At 44.0% G+C, this 18254-nt stretch carries 10 protein-coding genes; all 10 read right to left on the reverse strand.

The window, feature by feature from the left end; all coding sequences use genetic code 11:
• Nucleotides 1–117: 117 nt before the first annotated feature.
• The 10 genes from Q8R38_00775 to Q8R38_00820 all read right to left on the reverse strand — a co-directional run bounded on the left by Q8R38_00775 (nucleotide 118) and on the right by Q8R38_00820 (nucleotide 18117).
• The gene (locus tag Q8R38_00775) at nucleotides 118–1368 is read right to left on the reverse strand and encodes a glucoamylase family protein (GenBank protein ID MDP3790565.1); all 1251 of its coding nucleotides are present in this window, start codon (nucleotides 1366–1368) and stop codon (nucleotides 118–120) included.
• Nucleotides 1369–1400: 32 nt separating this feature from the next.
• A complete protein-coding gene (locus Q8R38_00780) occupies nucleotides 1401–2003 on the reverse strand; it encodes a methyl-accepting chemotaxis protein (GenBank protein ID MDP3790566.1) in 603 nt (200 codons plus the stop codon).
• Complete coding sequence (locus tag Q8R38_00785; GenBank protein MDP3790567.1) at nucleotides 1976–2236, reverse strand: ORF6N domain-containing protein; 261 nt, start codon at nucleotides 2234–2236, stop codon at nucleotides 1976–1978. Before Q8R38_00785 ends, Q8R38_00780 begins: the two co-directional genes overlap by 28 nt.
• Before the next feature lie 304 nt (nucleotides 2237–2540).
• Complete coding sequence (locus Q8R38_00790; protein ID MDP3790568.1) at nucleotides 2541–13577, reverse strand: hypothetical protein; 11037 nt, start codon at nucleotides 13575–13577, stop codon at nucleotides 2541–2543.
• A gap of 147 nt (nucleotides 13578–13724) precedes the next feature.
• Nucleotides 13725–14888: an AAA family ATPase gene (locus Q8R38_00795; GenBank protein ID MDP3790569.1), complete on the reverse strand. Its 1164-nt coding sequence runs from the start codon at nucleotides 14886–14888 to the stop codon at nucleotides 13725–13727.
• Nucleotides 14889–14970: 82 nt separating this feature from the next.
• On the reverse strand, nucleotides 14971–16128 hold the full coding sequence (locus Q8R38_00800; protein ID MDP3790570.1) for an ATP-binding protein: 1158 nt from the start codon (nucleotides 16126–16128) through the stop codon (nucleotides 14971–14973).
• A 97-nt stretch (nucleotides 16129–16225) separates the two neighbouring features.
• Nucleotides 16226–16885, reverse strand: a complete 660-nt coding sequence (locus tag Q8R38_00805) for a nucleotidyl transferase AbiEii/AbiGii toxin family protein (GenBank protein ID MDP3790571.1) — start codon at nucleotides 16883–16885, stop codon at nucleotides 16226–16228.
• Nucleotides 16863–17456, reverse strand: coding sequence for a hypothetical protein (locus tag Q8R38_00810; GenBank protein ID MDP3790572.1), 594 nt, complete (start codon nucleotides 17454–17456; stop codon nucleotides 16863–16865). The genes Q8R38_00805 and Q8R38_00810 overlap by 23 nt, the downstream gene beginning before the upstream one ends.
• Nucleotides 17457–17543: 87 nt before the next feature.
• Nucleotides 17544–17825 (reverse strand): hypothetical protein, encoded by a 282-nt coding sequence (locus Q8R38_00815; protein MDP3790573.1) that lies wholly within the window; start codon nucleotides 17823–17825, stop codon nucleotides 17544–17546.
• Nucleotides 17826–17832: 7 nt separating this feature from the next.
• Nucleotides 17833–18117 (reverse strand): type II toxin-antitoxin system PrlF family antitoxin, encoded by a 285-nt coding sequence (locus Q8R38_00820; protein ID MDP3790574.1) that lies wholly within the window; start codon nucleotides 18115–18117, stop codon nucleotides 17833–17835.
• Between the last annotated feature and the right edge of the window lie 137 nt (nucleotides 18118–18254).

Consider the following 18254-nt stretch of genomic DNA (forward strand, 5'->3'; position numbering starts at 1 on the left):
AGTTCCCGGGGCACGCGTTCTTTGACATACGCGAGAAGTCTAACATTATCGAGATAAAATACTAAACTTTACGAAACTACAGGAGGTTCGTTACGCAAGAGGTGTCTCTATTCTAATCTACCTCGACTGGGAAATTGGACACACGCTTACCCTGGAACGCACTTTATAGAAGCATTTTGATACCCAGTTCTTTATCGCGGGCAGCTCCATAAAGCTGCTCCACACAAGGCCCGATCTATAATTCTCTATCATTACGGCGCATATGCCAACATCTATCCCTAAATACTCTTCTGCCCACCAGCCTTTGTCTGTGTTAAACGCGTCCTTGAATCCATATTTTCCATACAAAAAGTTATGGTTCGTATATAGATTTTTAAGCCCGCCCAGAGAAGCTATTGGGTCAAAAACAATGGAACCGGCCATGCCGTATGGCGGTATTGTGCCATCATTTAATGCGGCTCCCGGCTTAGCGCCGTACCCTTTGTATCCGTCGGGGCCAAGACAAGCGCTTAGGCCCCATGAATTTTCTGAATAACTTTTATGAGAGGCGGCGTTGTCGAAGCAAAATTGCCTGTTTGCCTTAACCGCATTGACTGAATTATTATAGTAATTTATATCGCCGTCGAATATCTGTCGAAAATCTATCCAGGCATGAGAGTACTGATATGTGAATATACTGCCCGTGGAACAATATACTATACTGTAATCGCCATAAGAATCTACGGGCCTGGCCCATTCAAACCAGCACTCCGCCGGAATAGGATGCGTGGGAGAGCCTATTGCCAGCGCGTACAATATCATTGCCTCGCTGTAAGAATCCCAGTAGTACCATAGGAAGCCTTCTTCCGGCTTCCATCCCATGCATAAAACTTTCTTGCCGTTGAGCATCCAGGGCCATTCAACGCGCTCATAAAGTTCTCTCGCCACATCCTCTATCTCCGTCCCTTTAAAGTACTCCCCCGCAAAAAGCGCTCCGGCCAAAAACAAAGCTGTGTCAATGGACGAGACTTCGGAATTCCACGCGCGTTGGGCCGTCCTCATGTCCAAAAAGTGATAAAAAAAACCTTTTTCATTCGGCACCGTATCGCGAAACGTTTTCAGGGTCTTGAGGACGATGTCATACGCGTCTTTTTTTACTATCCAGCCGCGCGATTCGCCTATACATATAGCTGTCAGCCCGAAACCGACGCTGGCGACACTCGCGGGAGAACCCGGACGTGAGGAATCTTTTATAAGGCCGTTAGCGGGATTATTTTCGCGGACAAAATATAGGATGCTGTCATATTCGAGCTTATCGAGGAATTCCTCGTCGGGAGAAGCAAAAGAAGGCACGGCGGAAAGAATAAAGCCGGCAAACAGAATCGTCATTGCGAGGAGGCCTTTAGGGCGACGAAGCAATCTCATACTTTATATTTAGAAAGTATCTTATCGATCTGCGGATCGTGGTTTAATTTTTTTACCTCTCCTATATCTTTTCGCAGTGACTCAACCATATCCTCTAATGACGCGGCGGTATCTTTCAACTCATCTGTCTTTCTGATATTAAAATTGACGCTCAAATCTCCGTTGCGAATCGCTTCGGCGGATTTCTGGAACCTGTATATCGGACCCGCTATCCTGTGCGAAATGAATATCCCTCCGATAAATATTATTACGGCAAGTATCGCTATCTTCGGCACAAGCGACCTGTTCACCGAATTCAAAGCCCTGTGAAGAGTGTCCTGTTCCTGCGCGCTCAATAGCTCCGCTTCCCTGAAGATCTTCTCGAGCCTGAAATCGCCTTTACTATATCGCGCTTCTTCATAACCTGCTATACGCCTTGCCGTCTCAAGATTTTCCGACACTTTAAATTTGGAAAAGTTCTCTATTATAGACGACCACATACCGACGTAAAGCCCGACGCCGCTGACAAGCATGACCGTTAATATCACCCCAACTATCGCCAGGGTATATTTAAGCTGAAAACCCCTCTTTATCAAGTAATGTCTTCTTCTGTGCGGCATTTTCTCCCCCCTCCGTTGATGAAATTATACCATAAAACCCACCGGGAGGGTACATTTTGTACCCTCCCGGTGGGTAAAATAGGTAAAACGGTTTTCTGTTTACTAGTCTTGATTAAATCCAATTCTACGCCTTGTTCCGTAAATGCATACGGGAGATATCTTTCACCTCCCCAACTTGAGGTCGCAATTTGCGACCTCAAGACATTAAACTCTTGCGTGGATAATTCAAACATAAAATCTTTCTCTCAATAATCCCATCCGGAATCAGTGCTTTCATATTATTCCTTTCATTCTGTAGCTGACTATACACACGAGCAGCCCCGCTGCCCTATACTATATAAGACGTAAAAAGTGCCAAAATTGTTGCAAACTATTTTAAAAAAGTTTAAAAGAAAGTTAGAATTAAGCAATAAGGCATGGTAGGAAATGTAGGTAGCAAAATATGTACGATACACCGTAAATTTATACCATAAAACCCACCGGGAGGGTACATTTTGTACCCTCCCGGTGGGTAAAATAGGTAAAACGGTTTTCTGTTTACAGCGCTCGGGCAACCGCCTGGGCCGCTCTGTTGATCTCGGCTACCTCTGACATATTTACAGGAGCCGCTTTCGGTATAATACGCAGTAACCCTACTATGTTATTTAGCAATTGATCTATATCTTCTTTGACAAACGGCTGGTTCGGCCCTTTGGAGGCTATCCTGTTCAAACAAGCCAGAATATCCTCGTCGCTCTGGCCGTATGCCATTCTCAGAATAAAGTCATATAACCCTATGACAGGGACCGGCAGCATCTCGGTATCGGATACTTTGTTTTGTATCTGAAGGACTTTTCCTAAATTTGCAAGTTCTGGCCTGCCTGTCAACTCCTTTACTGTGTCGTCGCCGGCTACCGTCGCGATGAAGATGTCTTTTATGTTAATGTTGCGCTCTTTCGCTATCGAGGCGGCCACTTCCTGTATCTTTGCGGCCAGGTTACTGCCGCTGGCCCTTACTTCGATAAAAGTATCATCGAGATACCTGTTGACTGTTTCTTCAACGACACGCGCAGTAGTATTGGAAGCGGCATCCAGACTCGTATCATGGCCCACCAGGACTATTTTCTTTGTCATTTCAGGCGCGGATACAGCGGATAGAGTGGAGCTTAATCCGGCTGCCTGTTTCATGATGCTTTCCATCGTTTCAGGGGTAAGCTCCTGCGCGGTCTGCGCCCTGGAAATAGCATCCGTAACCACCTGCTTGAGTCCGGCATTCATAAACGCCTGCTCAGTTTCAGTAAGTCCTTCGAGCGATGCTGGAGTTTCTGCCTTCGGAATGTCAGCTTGTCCATCCTCGGGTTTCGCAGACCCGACTTGAGGCTTACGAAACTCCTGAGCTTTATTTATCTCTACTTGTTTACCAAGTTCTTCTATAAACGCATTATAGAAAGCCTTTATTATGGCCTCCACATTTTCTGTTTTATCATTAAATTCCAACAAAATAGTTGGTGATACTTGTGCCATACGCATGATATTAGGTATTGTCATAGCGTCATTGGTCTGATGTATTGTGGCTCCGTTAATCCCTTCGTACAGTCTCTTATCTTTGACCATCAATTCAATATCATTGAACTTCTGGTCATTGATATCAGCAGGCCCTAACTTCCTGGCGTTGAAGAATATATTTAACGTCCTGTTTGCCAGTAAAGGTTTCTCGGGATTATCTGAGTAGGCTAAATTTGCCTCCAATCCCTTATGTGACCATATCGGAAATAGCGCTGTCTGTATAATCCAACCAGCTTTAGCCCCTAAATCAGACGCGTATGCGTCGTTCCTTAATTCCGATACCAGATCCAGAAGGTCTTCCCGTCCGGTAAATAGATTCAATCTATTACGTCCGTTAAGCAATCCTTTTTGCACAAGTTCCGCGGCCAGTTCTCTGCCTTTTTCGGCGGCATTGGCCTGTGTCATAACTAGTTGGTTGCCTTCAGAGCCAATCTTGCTTTCCGCGGGGCTGCCATAACTCAATAGAACCTCGCCTTTCCTGCCCGCGATAGCATCTTTGTCATAAGCGGCTTGAGCCTCTTTCCACTTAGCTACTCTTTGTGCCGTATATTCGCGTACCAGTTTCACGTTAGGGTTGGAATTAGCGTCTACTCTTAAGAGAGTGGTAAATACAGTGACCATGTCCGTCCAAAGTATATCGAATGCGGCCTGCTGAGTCGGACTGATCCCGCCTTTAAATCCTTCGGATACAGCTTTTTGGCTGTCGACGGTAAATACCATAAGCGGCATCTTGTTTTTAAGCGCATCGACCCTTGCAAGGTGCTTTTCGTACCCTGGTGCCGATTTATCGAGTATTATCATCCCTATGCTAATTTTTCCTGCAGGACTATTAGCGAGATTCTGCAACACGTATTCAGGTTCCTTTGTAAGATCGTGGGCACCCATAGATATAACATCTTCCTTGTTGGACCCTTCCATTATGTACTGTTCCCACTCGGTCCCGACAAGCCTTAACGATTCCGTATTCGTTATAAAAGCTATGTGTTCGGTACCTAATAACCTCATCGCGCCCTGCAGAAACCTCCCGGTGCTTACAGGCAAGCTATTTTCAGGAGCGCCGAAGTCATTCGCCGTATCGAACTGATGATGGAGTGCTGCAAACTTCGTAGAATCCATCGAAGGTAAAAACATGCCTGCAACGGTCTGTGCCGTATAATATATAGTGGTCTTGCGGTGCATATTGCGCCCACCTATATCCGGACTCATTCCGATAACGAGCGGCTGATATCCTCCGCGCCTGGCAGCTTCCATAGTTATGGCCTTTACCGCCCCGCCATTCGCAAGAGCTATCCTTTTATTAAATCCAAGGTCGACTGAACGGATACCGATTTCAACGCCTTCCCATGTGCCGCCCGAGCGCGAGATGTCTATAAATAAGGAATTGGCAGGCTTAAGCTTCCCTTCGGAAACGAGTCTGGCAAATTCGCGGGCCGTTGTTACATGATACCACGTAGGAGCACCGGCCGGTTTATTGGCATTATACATATTAGCGAGCGACCACATAAACTGGTCGTTAGCACCTATACCGTTGGTAAGGATTGCTTCCAATGGCTCTTTTTCATTGAATCTATCTCTTACAAAAGAGCGTATCGCTTCATACCACTCTTTCATGAAATAGTCATTAAAGAACTGCTCTATAGTCTGCTTAGTTCCCGTTCCGCGGTAGTTATATCCGCCACGCGCCATGTCGGCGCCCATCACGGCCTGATATCCCTTAAGGGCCTCGAGCATTGCCGCGCTTACTGACACATTGGCGGGCACGTTGAAAACCACCTCTACGCCATTCTCCTGATAAAATCCGGCGGCTTGCGGTATCGAAATATCCTTAGCTGCCAGCGCAACTGTCGCGCCGGAAGTAGCTGCCTTGGACGCGCGTGCCGATTTCCATGTTGCCATCAGTGTCGGGAATATGTTCTCATCTAGTAGGCGCGCAACTATAGAATCCGACGCCTTACCTGCCGATAATGTTGTAATAAATTTGCCCACATCGACGGAATTCATAATGATACGCTCAATTCTCAAAGTAGTAAGATCTACCATCGCCGGATTGTCTGAAGAAGCGATCTGTAATTTCACAAATTCATTTAACTTTGTAGCGGCAAAGAAATCATTGGTGAGTTCATATGTTACTTTTTTCTCATCAACTATGGTGGCCATACCCGCCTTAACCATATTTTCCAGTGCCTTGTCTTTCTTTATACCTACAGATTCCGCAAAGTCATTTAACAGCATAACTTTGTTAATGCTTGCTGCGATGGCGCCTTGAACAATATTAGCTCCTATTTCTAGCGCCTTCGTTGTGCTTGCGACATCTACGTCTATACTATTTATTGCAGCGCCTTGCTTTTCAGTGCCTGCGTTCTCTTCTTTCTGAATAGCCTCGAGCCGCGCAATCTCTTTATCAAGGTTAGACACATCAACGCCCTTAGCTGTTTCTTGGCGTAAACGCTCCGTTATTTCTTTCATAATGCTTATTAAGCCTGCCCAGTTCGGTCCTTCAAATATAGTGGTAAGTTCTTCGCCTGTGTTCGACCATCGTACTAAAGCAGCGCTCCCATCGGCCAGCTGTACCTTAAATCCAGAAACCGTAATACGCCCATCTTCTTTTGGCTGTACATCATAGTCGTCTTCTTTATGACCCTTTTTAAGCGGTCCCATCATCATCGACCGCGCACGGTCTTTATAATAATCAAACATCCAATTGCCAACATCTGTAGCAACGGCTATCTTCACGCTGTTTGGCACCTTAACCCGCACCTCATTACTGCTGTATGCAACAGAGAAATTGGCAAATAGATTTGTAAGCAATGGTTCCTTCTCCGGGTTTTTCATTTCGCGCGTTGTTATGCTTTCACGTATACTCAACAATGTTATAAATCCGGCTATAGCACAATCGCACACTCTATTTGGATATCTTGCCGATATATGAAAGAAGTTATGCCCCGACGCCTCGGCAGTAAAGTAAGTGGCCTTGAGTCCGGCAAACTTTTCCATAAAATCCGCGTTATTTTTTAATTCAGGCTTTGAAGCGATAAATTCATCCAGTTCCGCTATCCTATTATTCATAAAACCTAACTGCGGTGGATAACCGGTGGTTATAAACCATCCTTCAACGATATTCTTGTTATGAATATTGGCTCTGTACTGCAATTCTTTATTTACCTTATCTATTAAAGCAAGGAGTTTGCTATTAGCCCTTACATCACAAACAACTTTGATGGGGCCAAAACCGGCCTTGGCAAGCGCTATCATGGCTTCCTGGTTGCTTTCACTGAGCAAGAACCTCTGATAATAAGGAAGAGTCATCTCAAACGCGGGAACACCATACCCGTCTTCTAATATACCTGTAATCCTGTCTGTATCTCCATCAAAAACAGCTCCGATTGCTTTTGGCATGCCTTCCGTAAGATTAGAATTAATAAGTTTTACCAGCTCCTGAGCATCTTTTAATGCTTCCGGTTTGGAAGGATCCCAAATGCCTCTACTCATATTACCGTCTGGTCTGGCATTAAGCAGTACCGCTATTTTACGGCTACCCGGTTTGCCGGTTTGCCACAGCCTGTTGATTTCAGAGATAAGATCTCCCTTCGCGACTATATCCATATTTATTATTTGAAAACCGCGCTTTGTCAATAACCCCTGCTCGCCTGTTTTAAGATTATCCATAAGGACCGCTCCGGCCGCGCCGGCCCTGGAATCTATTACTACAATTTCATCTTTAGTAAGAGCCGGCAGAGTCTTGTCAAGCATTTCGATAACTGCTTTTGCCAGTCCGCCTATCTCTTTTATATTGATAGTTTTAGCCTTCTCTCTTAATCCTGTCTGGCGCACACCTTTTGCCTTATTTTTCCAATACAAGCTTTCAAGTCGTTCGGCATAAAGAGGCTCTAATATTTTGCGCCCTGTCTGATCATTTTTACCAAGGTAGGCCTTTATCTTTAAACCATTCTTCTGAGGAACTCCATGACTTCCGGAAACCTGAACCACGAGACTATAATTTCCCTCATTTTCGGTAGAGAGCAGATTGTGGCCGCCTGTTGTAATAAAATCTGGCGCGTATTCAGCGCTAACGCCCACCGATGCAGCTCCTAATGTCAGCATATATCTTAGAATGGGTGTGTGAACCCTGATATCTCCGGTAACCAGAATCTTGTCTCCTGCCTTGGCATAATAGGTTCCCAAAAGTTTTCCTATTACATACACATTAATAGGCGTGAGATCTACTTTGCCGCCGGTAATGGGCTGCGCGTTTCCTCTAACATCATATCCTTTGCCGAAACCAAATAAGTCTTCGGGGATATTTTTTAACCCTTCTGTCACGAACTGCTCAAAATACGTTGCAAGCTTTTCTTTCGGCAGGGCAACTATCGCGTTATACGCATCAACATCGCCGTTCACGGCTGCTTGAAGAACAATATCCATATCAGCTTTATCCATATTAGTCCCGATATTCTTTATCGACCTTTCTAAAATTGCTTTTCTGACATTTGTTGACGGCGCTTCTCTTTCGATCTCGGATTCCGACAATAATTTAACCGATGGATCATGACGATTAGCATATTCATTATCTATATGAGCCTTTTCGTGTGTGGCGCCTTCTAATATTATATCTGCACCATTGGGTAAATCAAACAGATATTTAAAATCTTCTTCATCTATATATGTGGCTCTTCTGGAAATACCACAATGGAATATGAGATCTCCGGCAACACCAGCTCTCTTGAGCTCCTCTTTCAAGCCGCGTATCACTACGAAAGTAATGCGAAGGTCATTAAGGCGCTCCTGTAAAGCCTTCAATTTATAGTCGTATCTATTAACATACATTAGATTGACTTGTACATCTTCTTTCGGATGATGGGTCCCAGTGTACACATAAGAAATGGCATAATGATTTTTGTCTCTCATCAATCGCGAGATTACAGCATTGACACTCTTCTCATTCCATAAAATACGTAGTCTGTCCTCAGTTTTAGCGTCAGTCTCGATTTGGCGGCCAATTCTCGCCCCGTGTTCCGCTGCTGTGAGCTCGCCACCCTTCATACGTATCGCGCCGACGCTGCCATCCTTTTGCTTGGGTGCGTATTGCGGCGCTATTCTACTTAAAACATCCATCAACTGCTCTCTTACACTTTCATCTCTAAGTATACTGTACCCTGCTTTTAAAGCATACCCCTGTCTCAAAGAATTTGAATCACGCAAATGCTGGAAAAAATCATATACTGTAGGATGGTTAGAAAAATATGAGTCCCTTTCATCGGGACCAACAGGGCCTTCACCATTATCGTCATATAATGTGACTGCTATAACATCCAGTAAAATAAGCTTTTGTAGTCTTTCTGACTTCATGAATTCTGCAAAAACACCATACGCGGCTTCTTGGCCAAGACTTTCCCTTAGCGTTATTGCCAGGCCGTTAAAAAAAGCTTCGCTGGCCTCCCAATTAAACCCTGTCTTATCTTTCATTACGCCAAATTCGAACACTCCATCGTCTATTAAACGGAATCTCTGGACGCACTCATCTGGATTTTTAATGATAAACGCAACTAAATCGCCCAGCGTAAATTTTTTAGCCTTATGATCTTTTGCTAAAATTTTTATAGCATCCGCAGTAACTGGGTCAAACCAAGACGATATATGAACTGCGGTTCCATCCTGAAGACCGCCATCTGCGCCATCTAATAAAGGAAGCAAATCTATTTTATCAAGAGAATCCTGTATCGCGCCGGCGGCGGGAGTTGCGACTGCGATCTGGCGGCTTATCGGGTCTATTCCTGTGCCTCTGAGAAGATGCGCAGGCCGTTTTTCATAGCCGTTTAAATTATCCAGGGCGTTGAGGAAAATATCAACGGCAAGAACATTATCTATCGTAAATGATCCCTCTTCGCAATATTTGGTAGTAAGATTTTCATAAGCACGGCCAACAATATTCGGTTTCACATTCATGAAGCGTAATAATTCTAAAATGATGAGGGCGGCCGTTTCTTTTCCCGACTCATCCCTTAAATCGGCAACGAAGATACCATTGTCACTGGCGTGGCCCCATATTTGGGTGCCATCCCGAAGCGTATAGATCGGCTTTCCATTTGTTTGCAGGATATTGATCTGCGGCTGGTATTTTGCGCCTTTCTCTATATAAGAGTTTGTACCATTTATTAAATCATCGAATACCCCCAACAGGTAACCATATGTCCAGTTGTCGCTAAGCCATCTCCTTACAAGGCCATGTATCTTATATCTACGATCGAGCTTTTTTACCAGGCCTTTATTAAAATAATCTTTTCTTATCTTGCGGTCGAGGTTGTCATGAATGTCCCTATCCGTTATTCCTACCAGAGGCACGGGCTTATGGGAAAACGATTTCACGGTAAACGGTCTCGCGCCTTTCTCTGTGGATATTGTAAGCTGTCTGGATCCATCATCCGGGCGTGCCACGCCGGCAGGAGATTGAGAAGAAACGAGCCTCTCAAATGCGGGGGAGACGAGTTGTCCCTGGATAGCAATCTTAGTTATGACTTCGCGGCACCCTTGCAACCAGAGGTCATCGTAGTCTTCCCGCTTTTTAAGCGGCATAAAACGCGTCGTTGGTGTAACTGGCGCTGATGCTATAGCTGCAATGCTTGGCGTCAAGCCCCCGATCTTGGCTTTTACATCTTCGGTTGAAGGAACCATCGCGACGCCCACATTATCCTGCCCGCCATATTGTATGCACCATGCTCTGGTTTCATACGGTCTAGTCGGCAGAACTATTTCTGTGCCGTTCGTCATCGTAAGTTTAACAGGTTTAAAAGCGGCAAAAATACCAAATTTCTCGCGCCCTCTCTGCACAAGATCCCTTAGTGCCTGCTCGCGTTTTGCGCGCTCCGCGGCCGTAGCGTGAGGCATCGCTAAAACATCGTACAGCCATTTGTAATTATTAGCCCAAACGTTTTTGCCGTTGGAAAAATCAAACAATGTAAATATAGAAGCATTGTTGATGGGGGAGAGGCCGAGTTTGGCATTGCGGGCTTCATCTGCCATAACATCAAATCCCGAGGCCTTTACCACGTCATCTTCTACCTGTAGTGGGTTCTTACCCTGCAGCGCAAACCCGCCGCCTTTACCGGCGTCTGTGGTCGGACGCTTGGATACTTCAAATAGCGCGCTGTAGTTACGGTCAATCATAAAACCTAATAAGACCAGCCAGTCCTCATTAAGAAGCGCCATATTATCGATATTATGGGCATAATCATAAATTACGCCCCTTTCGTCACTTACTTCCAGCATAGTCTTTCCGTCATATTCGGCCAGCGGTATAAGATGGCTATGATAATAATCGCCGTGCCCTTCGGCAACGCCCGGTACGTTATTCAGATCGGGTATCGCGTTTACAGGAAGCCCCTGATAATCCGCATGGCTTTTGAGATACGCAAGAGCTGCATCGTAAGCGGGTGATCCATAATCTTTAATAAACGCGGCTTTATTTTTTATAAGATCGTCTTCTGTCCCCAGGCATCTCTGTCCCAACGGCTGTTGAAATATAAGAATGCCTTTCGGATCAAAACCATAATAATTATTTTCCTCCAGTATCTTCATGAATATAGGGTGGTAATTATCATTATCCATAAATTTCGGAATGAACGGCCTGCCCAACCCCAATTTCTCGCATTCATCATTCATGCGCTTTATGTTAATCATATGAAATTCGAAAAATGTATACCATCGGCCGTTTATTTTTGCCGCAGGTAAAAGCGCTTTTGCCTTTGGCAGTTCTTCTTCGTTTCTGCCGAACCTTGCCGGGTCTTCCGCCTGTGCCTGCCTGATAACTTCCGGCATCGCACCTTTCTGCATACGCGATGCTTCGCCGCCGGCGAGCACTGTAATACTTATCTTCTTGTCGTTTTCTTTCGCCAAACGAAGAAGATCGACCGCTTTCAGCAAAAATATTTGTCTGGTAGCGGAATTTACGTTTGATAAATTAAGCCATCTCTCATTTATATCCTTCTCTCTAAGCATCCTGTCTATTGTTGGGATATTTTTACCGGCACTGTCTCTCATTCTACGATAGCGCTCAATGTCTACGGTTACCTTAGCCGGCTTTGCGGCCAATAATTCACGAATGATTTCCGGCGACATCTTCTTTATTTCTACGGCATGTTTTTTTATTGCCTTTACCGCATTCTGGCCGGGGTTGGTCGCTGTAAATTCCGCTACGGCATTATCCACCGACCTGTTGAAAGCGGCAATTGCGATTTCAGGAGTAAATTCAACGTGCATCCTAGCGACATTTTCCCGCGCAATCGGAAGCCATGATTCTATCTGCTTTTTGGCCCATTCCTTAAGATCATCCGTAGCTCTGTCGCTGATCTCACTGACGCCTGATAATGTATTTAAATCCATCCTCGCCGCGGTAATAAGGTAAGGCGCGAGCATGCTGTTGACATTCTTCGCGTCAGCTGTAGTAGCTCCTGTATCGGTCAGTATCTCTTCTAAGGGCGTGCGCTGATTGGTGAGTATCTTTATATAAGGAGTCTCGACATCTTTTGTTATATTAGGGCATACTACTATATATGACATCCCCTGCTTTTCTAAAAGTTTTGTTATGCCTTCCGAGTGAAAACCTCCGGTGACGAGAACGGACACCTGCGCGTCCTCTTTCTTCATGGCCTGTATCGTGTTATCCACCAGCGCCCTATCACGCTTTATCGCTATAGCATAAAAATCTTCCAGTTTTGGCATGCTCTCAACGACGGCCTCGGACGGAGAATCTATCTCATACGCAAAACCGAATTTCGTGGCCATCTTATTTATAAATTCGGCAAATATCTCATAAGTAAACTCTTCTTTGTGCTCTTTATAATAATCGAAGTCTCCGTTCAACAGCCTGATATTTACCAACCCCAGAAGTATATTGATATGGTGCGATAGCTTATCGAGCGTTCTCTGATCATCATTAGCAAATAACTTCTCTTTTATCGCATCTTCGAATTTCTTTATATCATTAAATAATTTTTCGTTCTCTATCCTTGAATATACGGAGTTGTAGATTATGTAATTGAATAGATTTGGATATTCTTCTACGAGGGATATCCCGTACTTTAACGCAAGATTCTTCAAATAATCGTAATATTCCGATGAGGATATCTTGCTGACCTTGAATTCAAGTGATTTATTTACCAGCTCTTTTAATTGATCTTTATCGAGCTTTTTCGTAATAGCGTCTATCAATGTGGCGCGTTCTTTATCTACAACGCTAAAATTTATCTTCTTTTCATATATAAGCACACTTACGAGCTTAAATAAATTCTCATATTGGCGCAGCGGTATCTTGTGCTGGTTCGCGAGAGTTTCCAGATACTTGACATAGTCGGTGAAAGACATCTTCTTTGACTCATAATCTTGAGCCTTAGAGTCAAGGTCTTTAAGTTCGGTGCTATAAATATTGGTTTTAAGCTTATTAAGGACCGCCTTTATCTGGTTAAAATACTTCTCGGTATCTTCTTTTAGTGGGTAACTTGAGGTAAAAGCATTGAGGTTCTCTATATAGTAGGAACGCGTTTCCGCGCCGAATAGCTTTATTGGGTAATCTGAAGTTATAGCGAGAAATTCAGGGCCTGTTATCTCGCCCTTCTTCATGAAATAGTCGGCGACTTCTTTCCTTATGTCCGCATCGGGGAATGCCTTAAACCATGAGGTATCAATAAATCCGTCAGCGCCTTCTACTGATATTAAGCTCAAGCCATCGTTTTTGATAAGGCACTCTAATATTTTGATTATATTTGACTGCGCTTCATAATTACAGTGAGCGTCCTGGATGTGCACAACAAGTTTTCTGGAGTCTTTGGCTGTATATTTGGCCTTTACAAGGCCATAGTCACGGGGAATTACTATCTTTTCGGGATCAGTGGTGATCTGGGCCGATTTTTTAGTGTCCAGGGTGGATGTTTTGGGTATATCGGCTAACGCAATGTTGGAGAAAATAAAAGAGATGGCGACAACAAGTGATACAACTTTTTTGAATCGCATGCCCGATGGTAAATTTGATAAATTCATCTTCGGCTTCCCCCCTCGTTATTTATTGATTCGATTTTCTTACTTTTTGTTCTTTTTATACTTATTGTATATTATACCTTCAGAACACATAAAGTCAATCACAATAAACTAAGTTTTTTATTTTTTAACCGTTTTGCGGAGATGGGCTTACAGAATCTTACCTTCCCAAAGCTGTTGCAGGAAAATTTCCCATGGCAATACGTCTATCTTGCCATGACGCCTCTTATCCTTTTCATTGCAGGCAATAATACTTCTTCTAGGAGAATATTCGCTGATAAACGCGTCCAAGCCGCTGGTGTCCTTTTTATCAACCCGGGCCGATCCTTTTATCTCTACGGCAACTTCTCCCGATCCCAACACAAAATCCACCTCAAGCCCTGTTTTTGTTCTCCAAAAATTTATCGCAAAGTCCTTACTCACATAGGATCTATACGCAAGGATCTCCATAAGCATAAAATGTTCGAATGCCTTGCCAAATTCCTCGCCCTTCTCTTCCGATAAATACCTATTGGTAAGGTATCCGGAAACCCCCACATCGAACATATAATATTTCGATGCCTTAGTTATAACCTTACGGGATTGCCTTTTTTTGAACGGTTCTATCCTTACAGCCAGCATAGTGTCTTCAAGTATCCGATAGTACTCTTTAACCGTTTTTGAATCAACGCCGCAATCGCGGGCAATATTGCAATAGTTTGTTATATGCCCATGCGAATATCCAAAAGCATCGAAGAATCTTGAGAAAGCGGGAATATTTCGCGTCAGGCCTTCGGCAAAGACTTCCTCCCGCAAATAATCCTGAACGTAAGCCTTAAGGGATTTTTTGCAATCCTCGTCATTCTGTAGATAATGCGTGGGGATAAGACCATGATTCAAAGCGCGCAAAAGATCTATCTTACCTATCTCTCTACTGACGAGCGGAAAGAGCTCGTACCGCCACGCCCTTCCGCCAAGCAGATTAGCGTGCCCTCTTTTGAGTTTTCTCGCGCTTGAACCGCAAAGAATAAAACTCAAATCTGTATTCTCTATGAGCCAATGCACCTCATCCAGAGCCTGAGGAACCTTCTGCACTTCATCGAGTATCACAGGCCCTCTAAGTTCCGACTTTTCCTTCGCGAGCAACCGTTCGCGTAACAAAGATGGATGCTTCGAAATCTCCAGAAATAAGTCCGACTTCAAAAAATCAAATACGACACTATCCGGAAACCTCTCCTTAAGATAGGTGGTCTTACCTGTTTTTCTCGCTCCCCATAAAAATGCGGATTGCCGCCGCGGAAGCTTTATATCCAATATCCTTTTTATGTTTTTCATATAAGATGCGCATCCATTTTAGCATTACTAAAATGGAGTATGCTCCATTTTAGTCAAACAGTCAAGTAAAAAAATGGTATTTCTATTTTTTCCCGAACATCCCTTTCATCCCGCCAATAACTGTTTCAAGCGGGATAACCTCGACTTGCTTGTGCAGTGAATACCTTTGTTTTCCCGGATACACCACAGCGATGCGCGATAGCTTTAAATCATGCAGGGCTATCCTCATGGAAGGCATTATTGCCGGAGCGTCGGCTCTCTTACACTCAACGCCATACATTTGTCCTTTCTTTCTAAATACCAGATCAATTTCCGCGCCATTGTGAGTGGCCCAGAAATAAACATCATCCGGCTCAACAGCATTAATAACCTCCTCTATAACATAACCCTCCCATGAAGCACCAAATTTCGGATTGGCCGATAGATCACCCATAGTTCTTATACCTAAGAGGCTATGCAGTATGCCTGTATCGCGAATATAAATTTTTGGCGCTTTGACCTGCCGCTTTTTAATATTAGCGTGCCAAGGCTGCAATTGCCGCATCATAAATACTCCGGAAAGAATATCCAGGTACCTGCGTATAGTGGGCTCGCTGACCCCCAAGGAACCGGCAAAAGTAGCAGCATTCCATATCTGCCCATGGCTATGTGCCAGCATTGTCCAAAATCTATGCAATGCAATTATCGGCACAGCAATACCCTGTTGCCGAAGGTCCCTCTCAAGGAATGTTTGAATGAAGCTCTTGCGCCATAAAAAACTGTCGGAATCGTTCTTTGCTAAAAACGATAATGGAAATGTCCCGCGCAGCCAAAGACGAGAGGACTGTTTACTCCCAACTTCATCAAGACTAAACCCACCCATAACAATTATTTCGATGCGCCCGGCCAGGGTTTCAGAAGATTGTCTCAAGAGTTCGGGGGAGGCACTTCCTAAGATAAGAAATTTGGCAGGTAAAGGTTTTCTATCAAGGAGAACCCGGAGAACAGGAAATAGCTCTGGACGCCGTTGCACCTCATCAATAACCACAAGGCCATTCAAATGGCCCAAGGCTGACTTGGCATTGTCCAGCCGCATGGCAGTTTCAGGATCTTCGAGATCAAAATAATTAGCAGATGCAGTATCGGCGAGTTCGCGTGCCAGAGTTGTCTTCCCGCATTGGCGGGGCCCTAATAAAACGACGGCGCGGCTTCTCCTTAACGCCTCCTGGACATTTTCTTTAAGCTTTATTCTCTCGATCATATCAAAAGTTTACCATGAAATTCGAATATGTCAAGTTATATTTTCATGGTATATAATAACAAAAATCCCCGGCGCGGCTTTTGCATATTTCTATTTGTCAATAGCGAGCTAAAATCTTTTCGCGAAGGAAAGAAAACTTGTTCGACATATAATACCTTCTGGCATCCGGTTCAAGTAATGAGCCAAGAGTTACACTGAAATCCGCGGCCTTAAAGGAGCTCATGAGCTTGAGCAGTTTCTCCGAATCACCGCGGGAGGCTTTGATGGCCACTCCTTTTCTCGCCATAAACTCCATATCATAGAAATCTCTTATTTCATGACGCTCCAAAGCGGCTTCTATTTTATTTTTCATCATTTGCTCTAAAGTATGCACCTTTAATATCACCTGTTTTGAGGCGAACTTTGAAAAGGCGATCCTCTCTTCTATATCACAGGGCTTCATCTCTTTTCTTATCTCTATTTTGAGCTTTTTGGGATAACCTTTGACGCGCAATTCCAGTAAAATCGTATAATATGTTAATTTGGCATCGGTCAATTCATAGCGCTGTTCCAGGTGCTTTTTGAGCTTTTCGAAATATGCCCCGGGGTCGGTTTTTTTCACAAACCAGAAATTCAGATCAACGGAATAGCGGTTCAGCTCATAGCACAGCCTGAGCATAGTGCCGCCTCCGAATACCAGCGGATCGAGAAACTTGCCGCTATTCATGCTGTCAAGAGTTTCAATTTCTAATATCTCATGTTTTTGCAATATATCCATATCTTTTTAAAATCTCTTTCGTTTTTTCTGGAAATTTTCCGGCCATCGTTTTGATTTTCGCCAAATTCAACCTGGTGCGGTCTATGGAGCTTAAATCAAGACTATATCTTTTGAGGCTCATAAGGTAAACGGCATCCAGGAATGCTTTTTCGGGGGTTGCTATAAAAAAATCTTTTTCTTTTATGAATCCAAAATAAAGTTCTTTTTGTATTTTAGTAAAATTTAAAACTGTATCCGATACCCTGACTGTTTTTGTGCGTTTTATGGCAACCGATTCAAGAAAAAAGCGCTGCATCTGTGTCGTTATCTCATAATAATCCAGGGCGCTCATTAAGGATATATATGAAGGGACCTGGGCAATGTTCGCGATGGCAAATTTTTCTTCTCTCGTAAATACATCCCACCTGTCGACCAGGACATAGAAGCCTCTTTTTACCCTCAGCAAAATACCCTGCCGGACATACCTGGTGGCGAAAACTCTTGCTGATTCAGGCGTTATGTCGAGGATTTTGGATATATCCTCATATCCAAAATATGGCTTTTTTATACCCTTTAATACTGTATAATTCATAAGTATACCTAGTTAACATATTTGTTAACTAAGTATACTTGATAAATCTGCCTTTGTCAAGTAGGGGAATAATGCGTGTTCATGGTATTACAGTTGCCTGAGAAGCCTTCTGATTTCATCATGGTTGCCGTAAGCTATAAGCTCGATGAGGTCGCTATGTTTTCGTAGTAATATACGCCGATTCGAGACGGTGCTTATCTCGAAGTAATTATCCTTGCCGCTTAACTTCCTCACCCGCAAGTCGACAAACATCATATCTTTGTTGTAATAGTTGAATAGCTCTCGAATCTTCTCATTAATCTGAGCCTTCTCAGAGTGGGGGAGTTTCTTATAGACTCGGCCGAAGGACGGCTTGATATTGATTCTCATACGTCTACTATGCCTTATGGAGGTGCTTTATGGCGGCATCCGCGCTATGGAACGTCTTGCCCTTGGCGGAAGCGAGCTTTTCTATCTTCTTCCATTCTTTCGACGTATAGGGATTCTCTTCTTTTATAGTCGTCGTGACTCTTACGAGCATAAACCCGTGGTTAGCAGGCTTGAAAGCGATTTCCGAGCCTTCCTTTAGGCCAAGCATCTCCCGCACCATCCTCGGTATGGTAGTCTGGCCCTTTGACGTTATGTGTGAAACATAGTAACGGCCCCTGTCTAGTGTCTTCATTTTATACCACTCCTTTCACTTGCATTACTTCCTTACTTTCTTACATACAAGTATATCATATTATCGAAAACTGTCAAGGGCTTTTATGGCGTAGATTCTTTGATCTCTCGCGCATTAACAAATTACGCCGCTTGAAG

Source organism: Candidatus Omnitrophota bacterium (assembly GCA_030695905.1).
Taxonomy (GTDB): domain Bacteria; phylum Omnitrophota; class Gorgyraeia; order 2-01-FULL-45-10; family 2-01-FULL-45-10; genus CAZHPY01.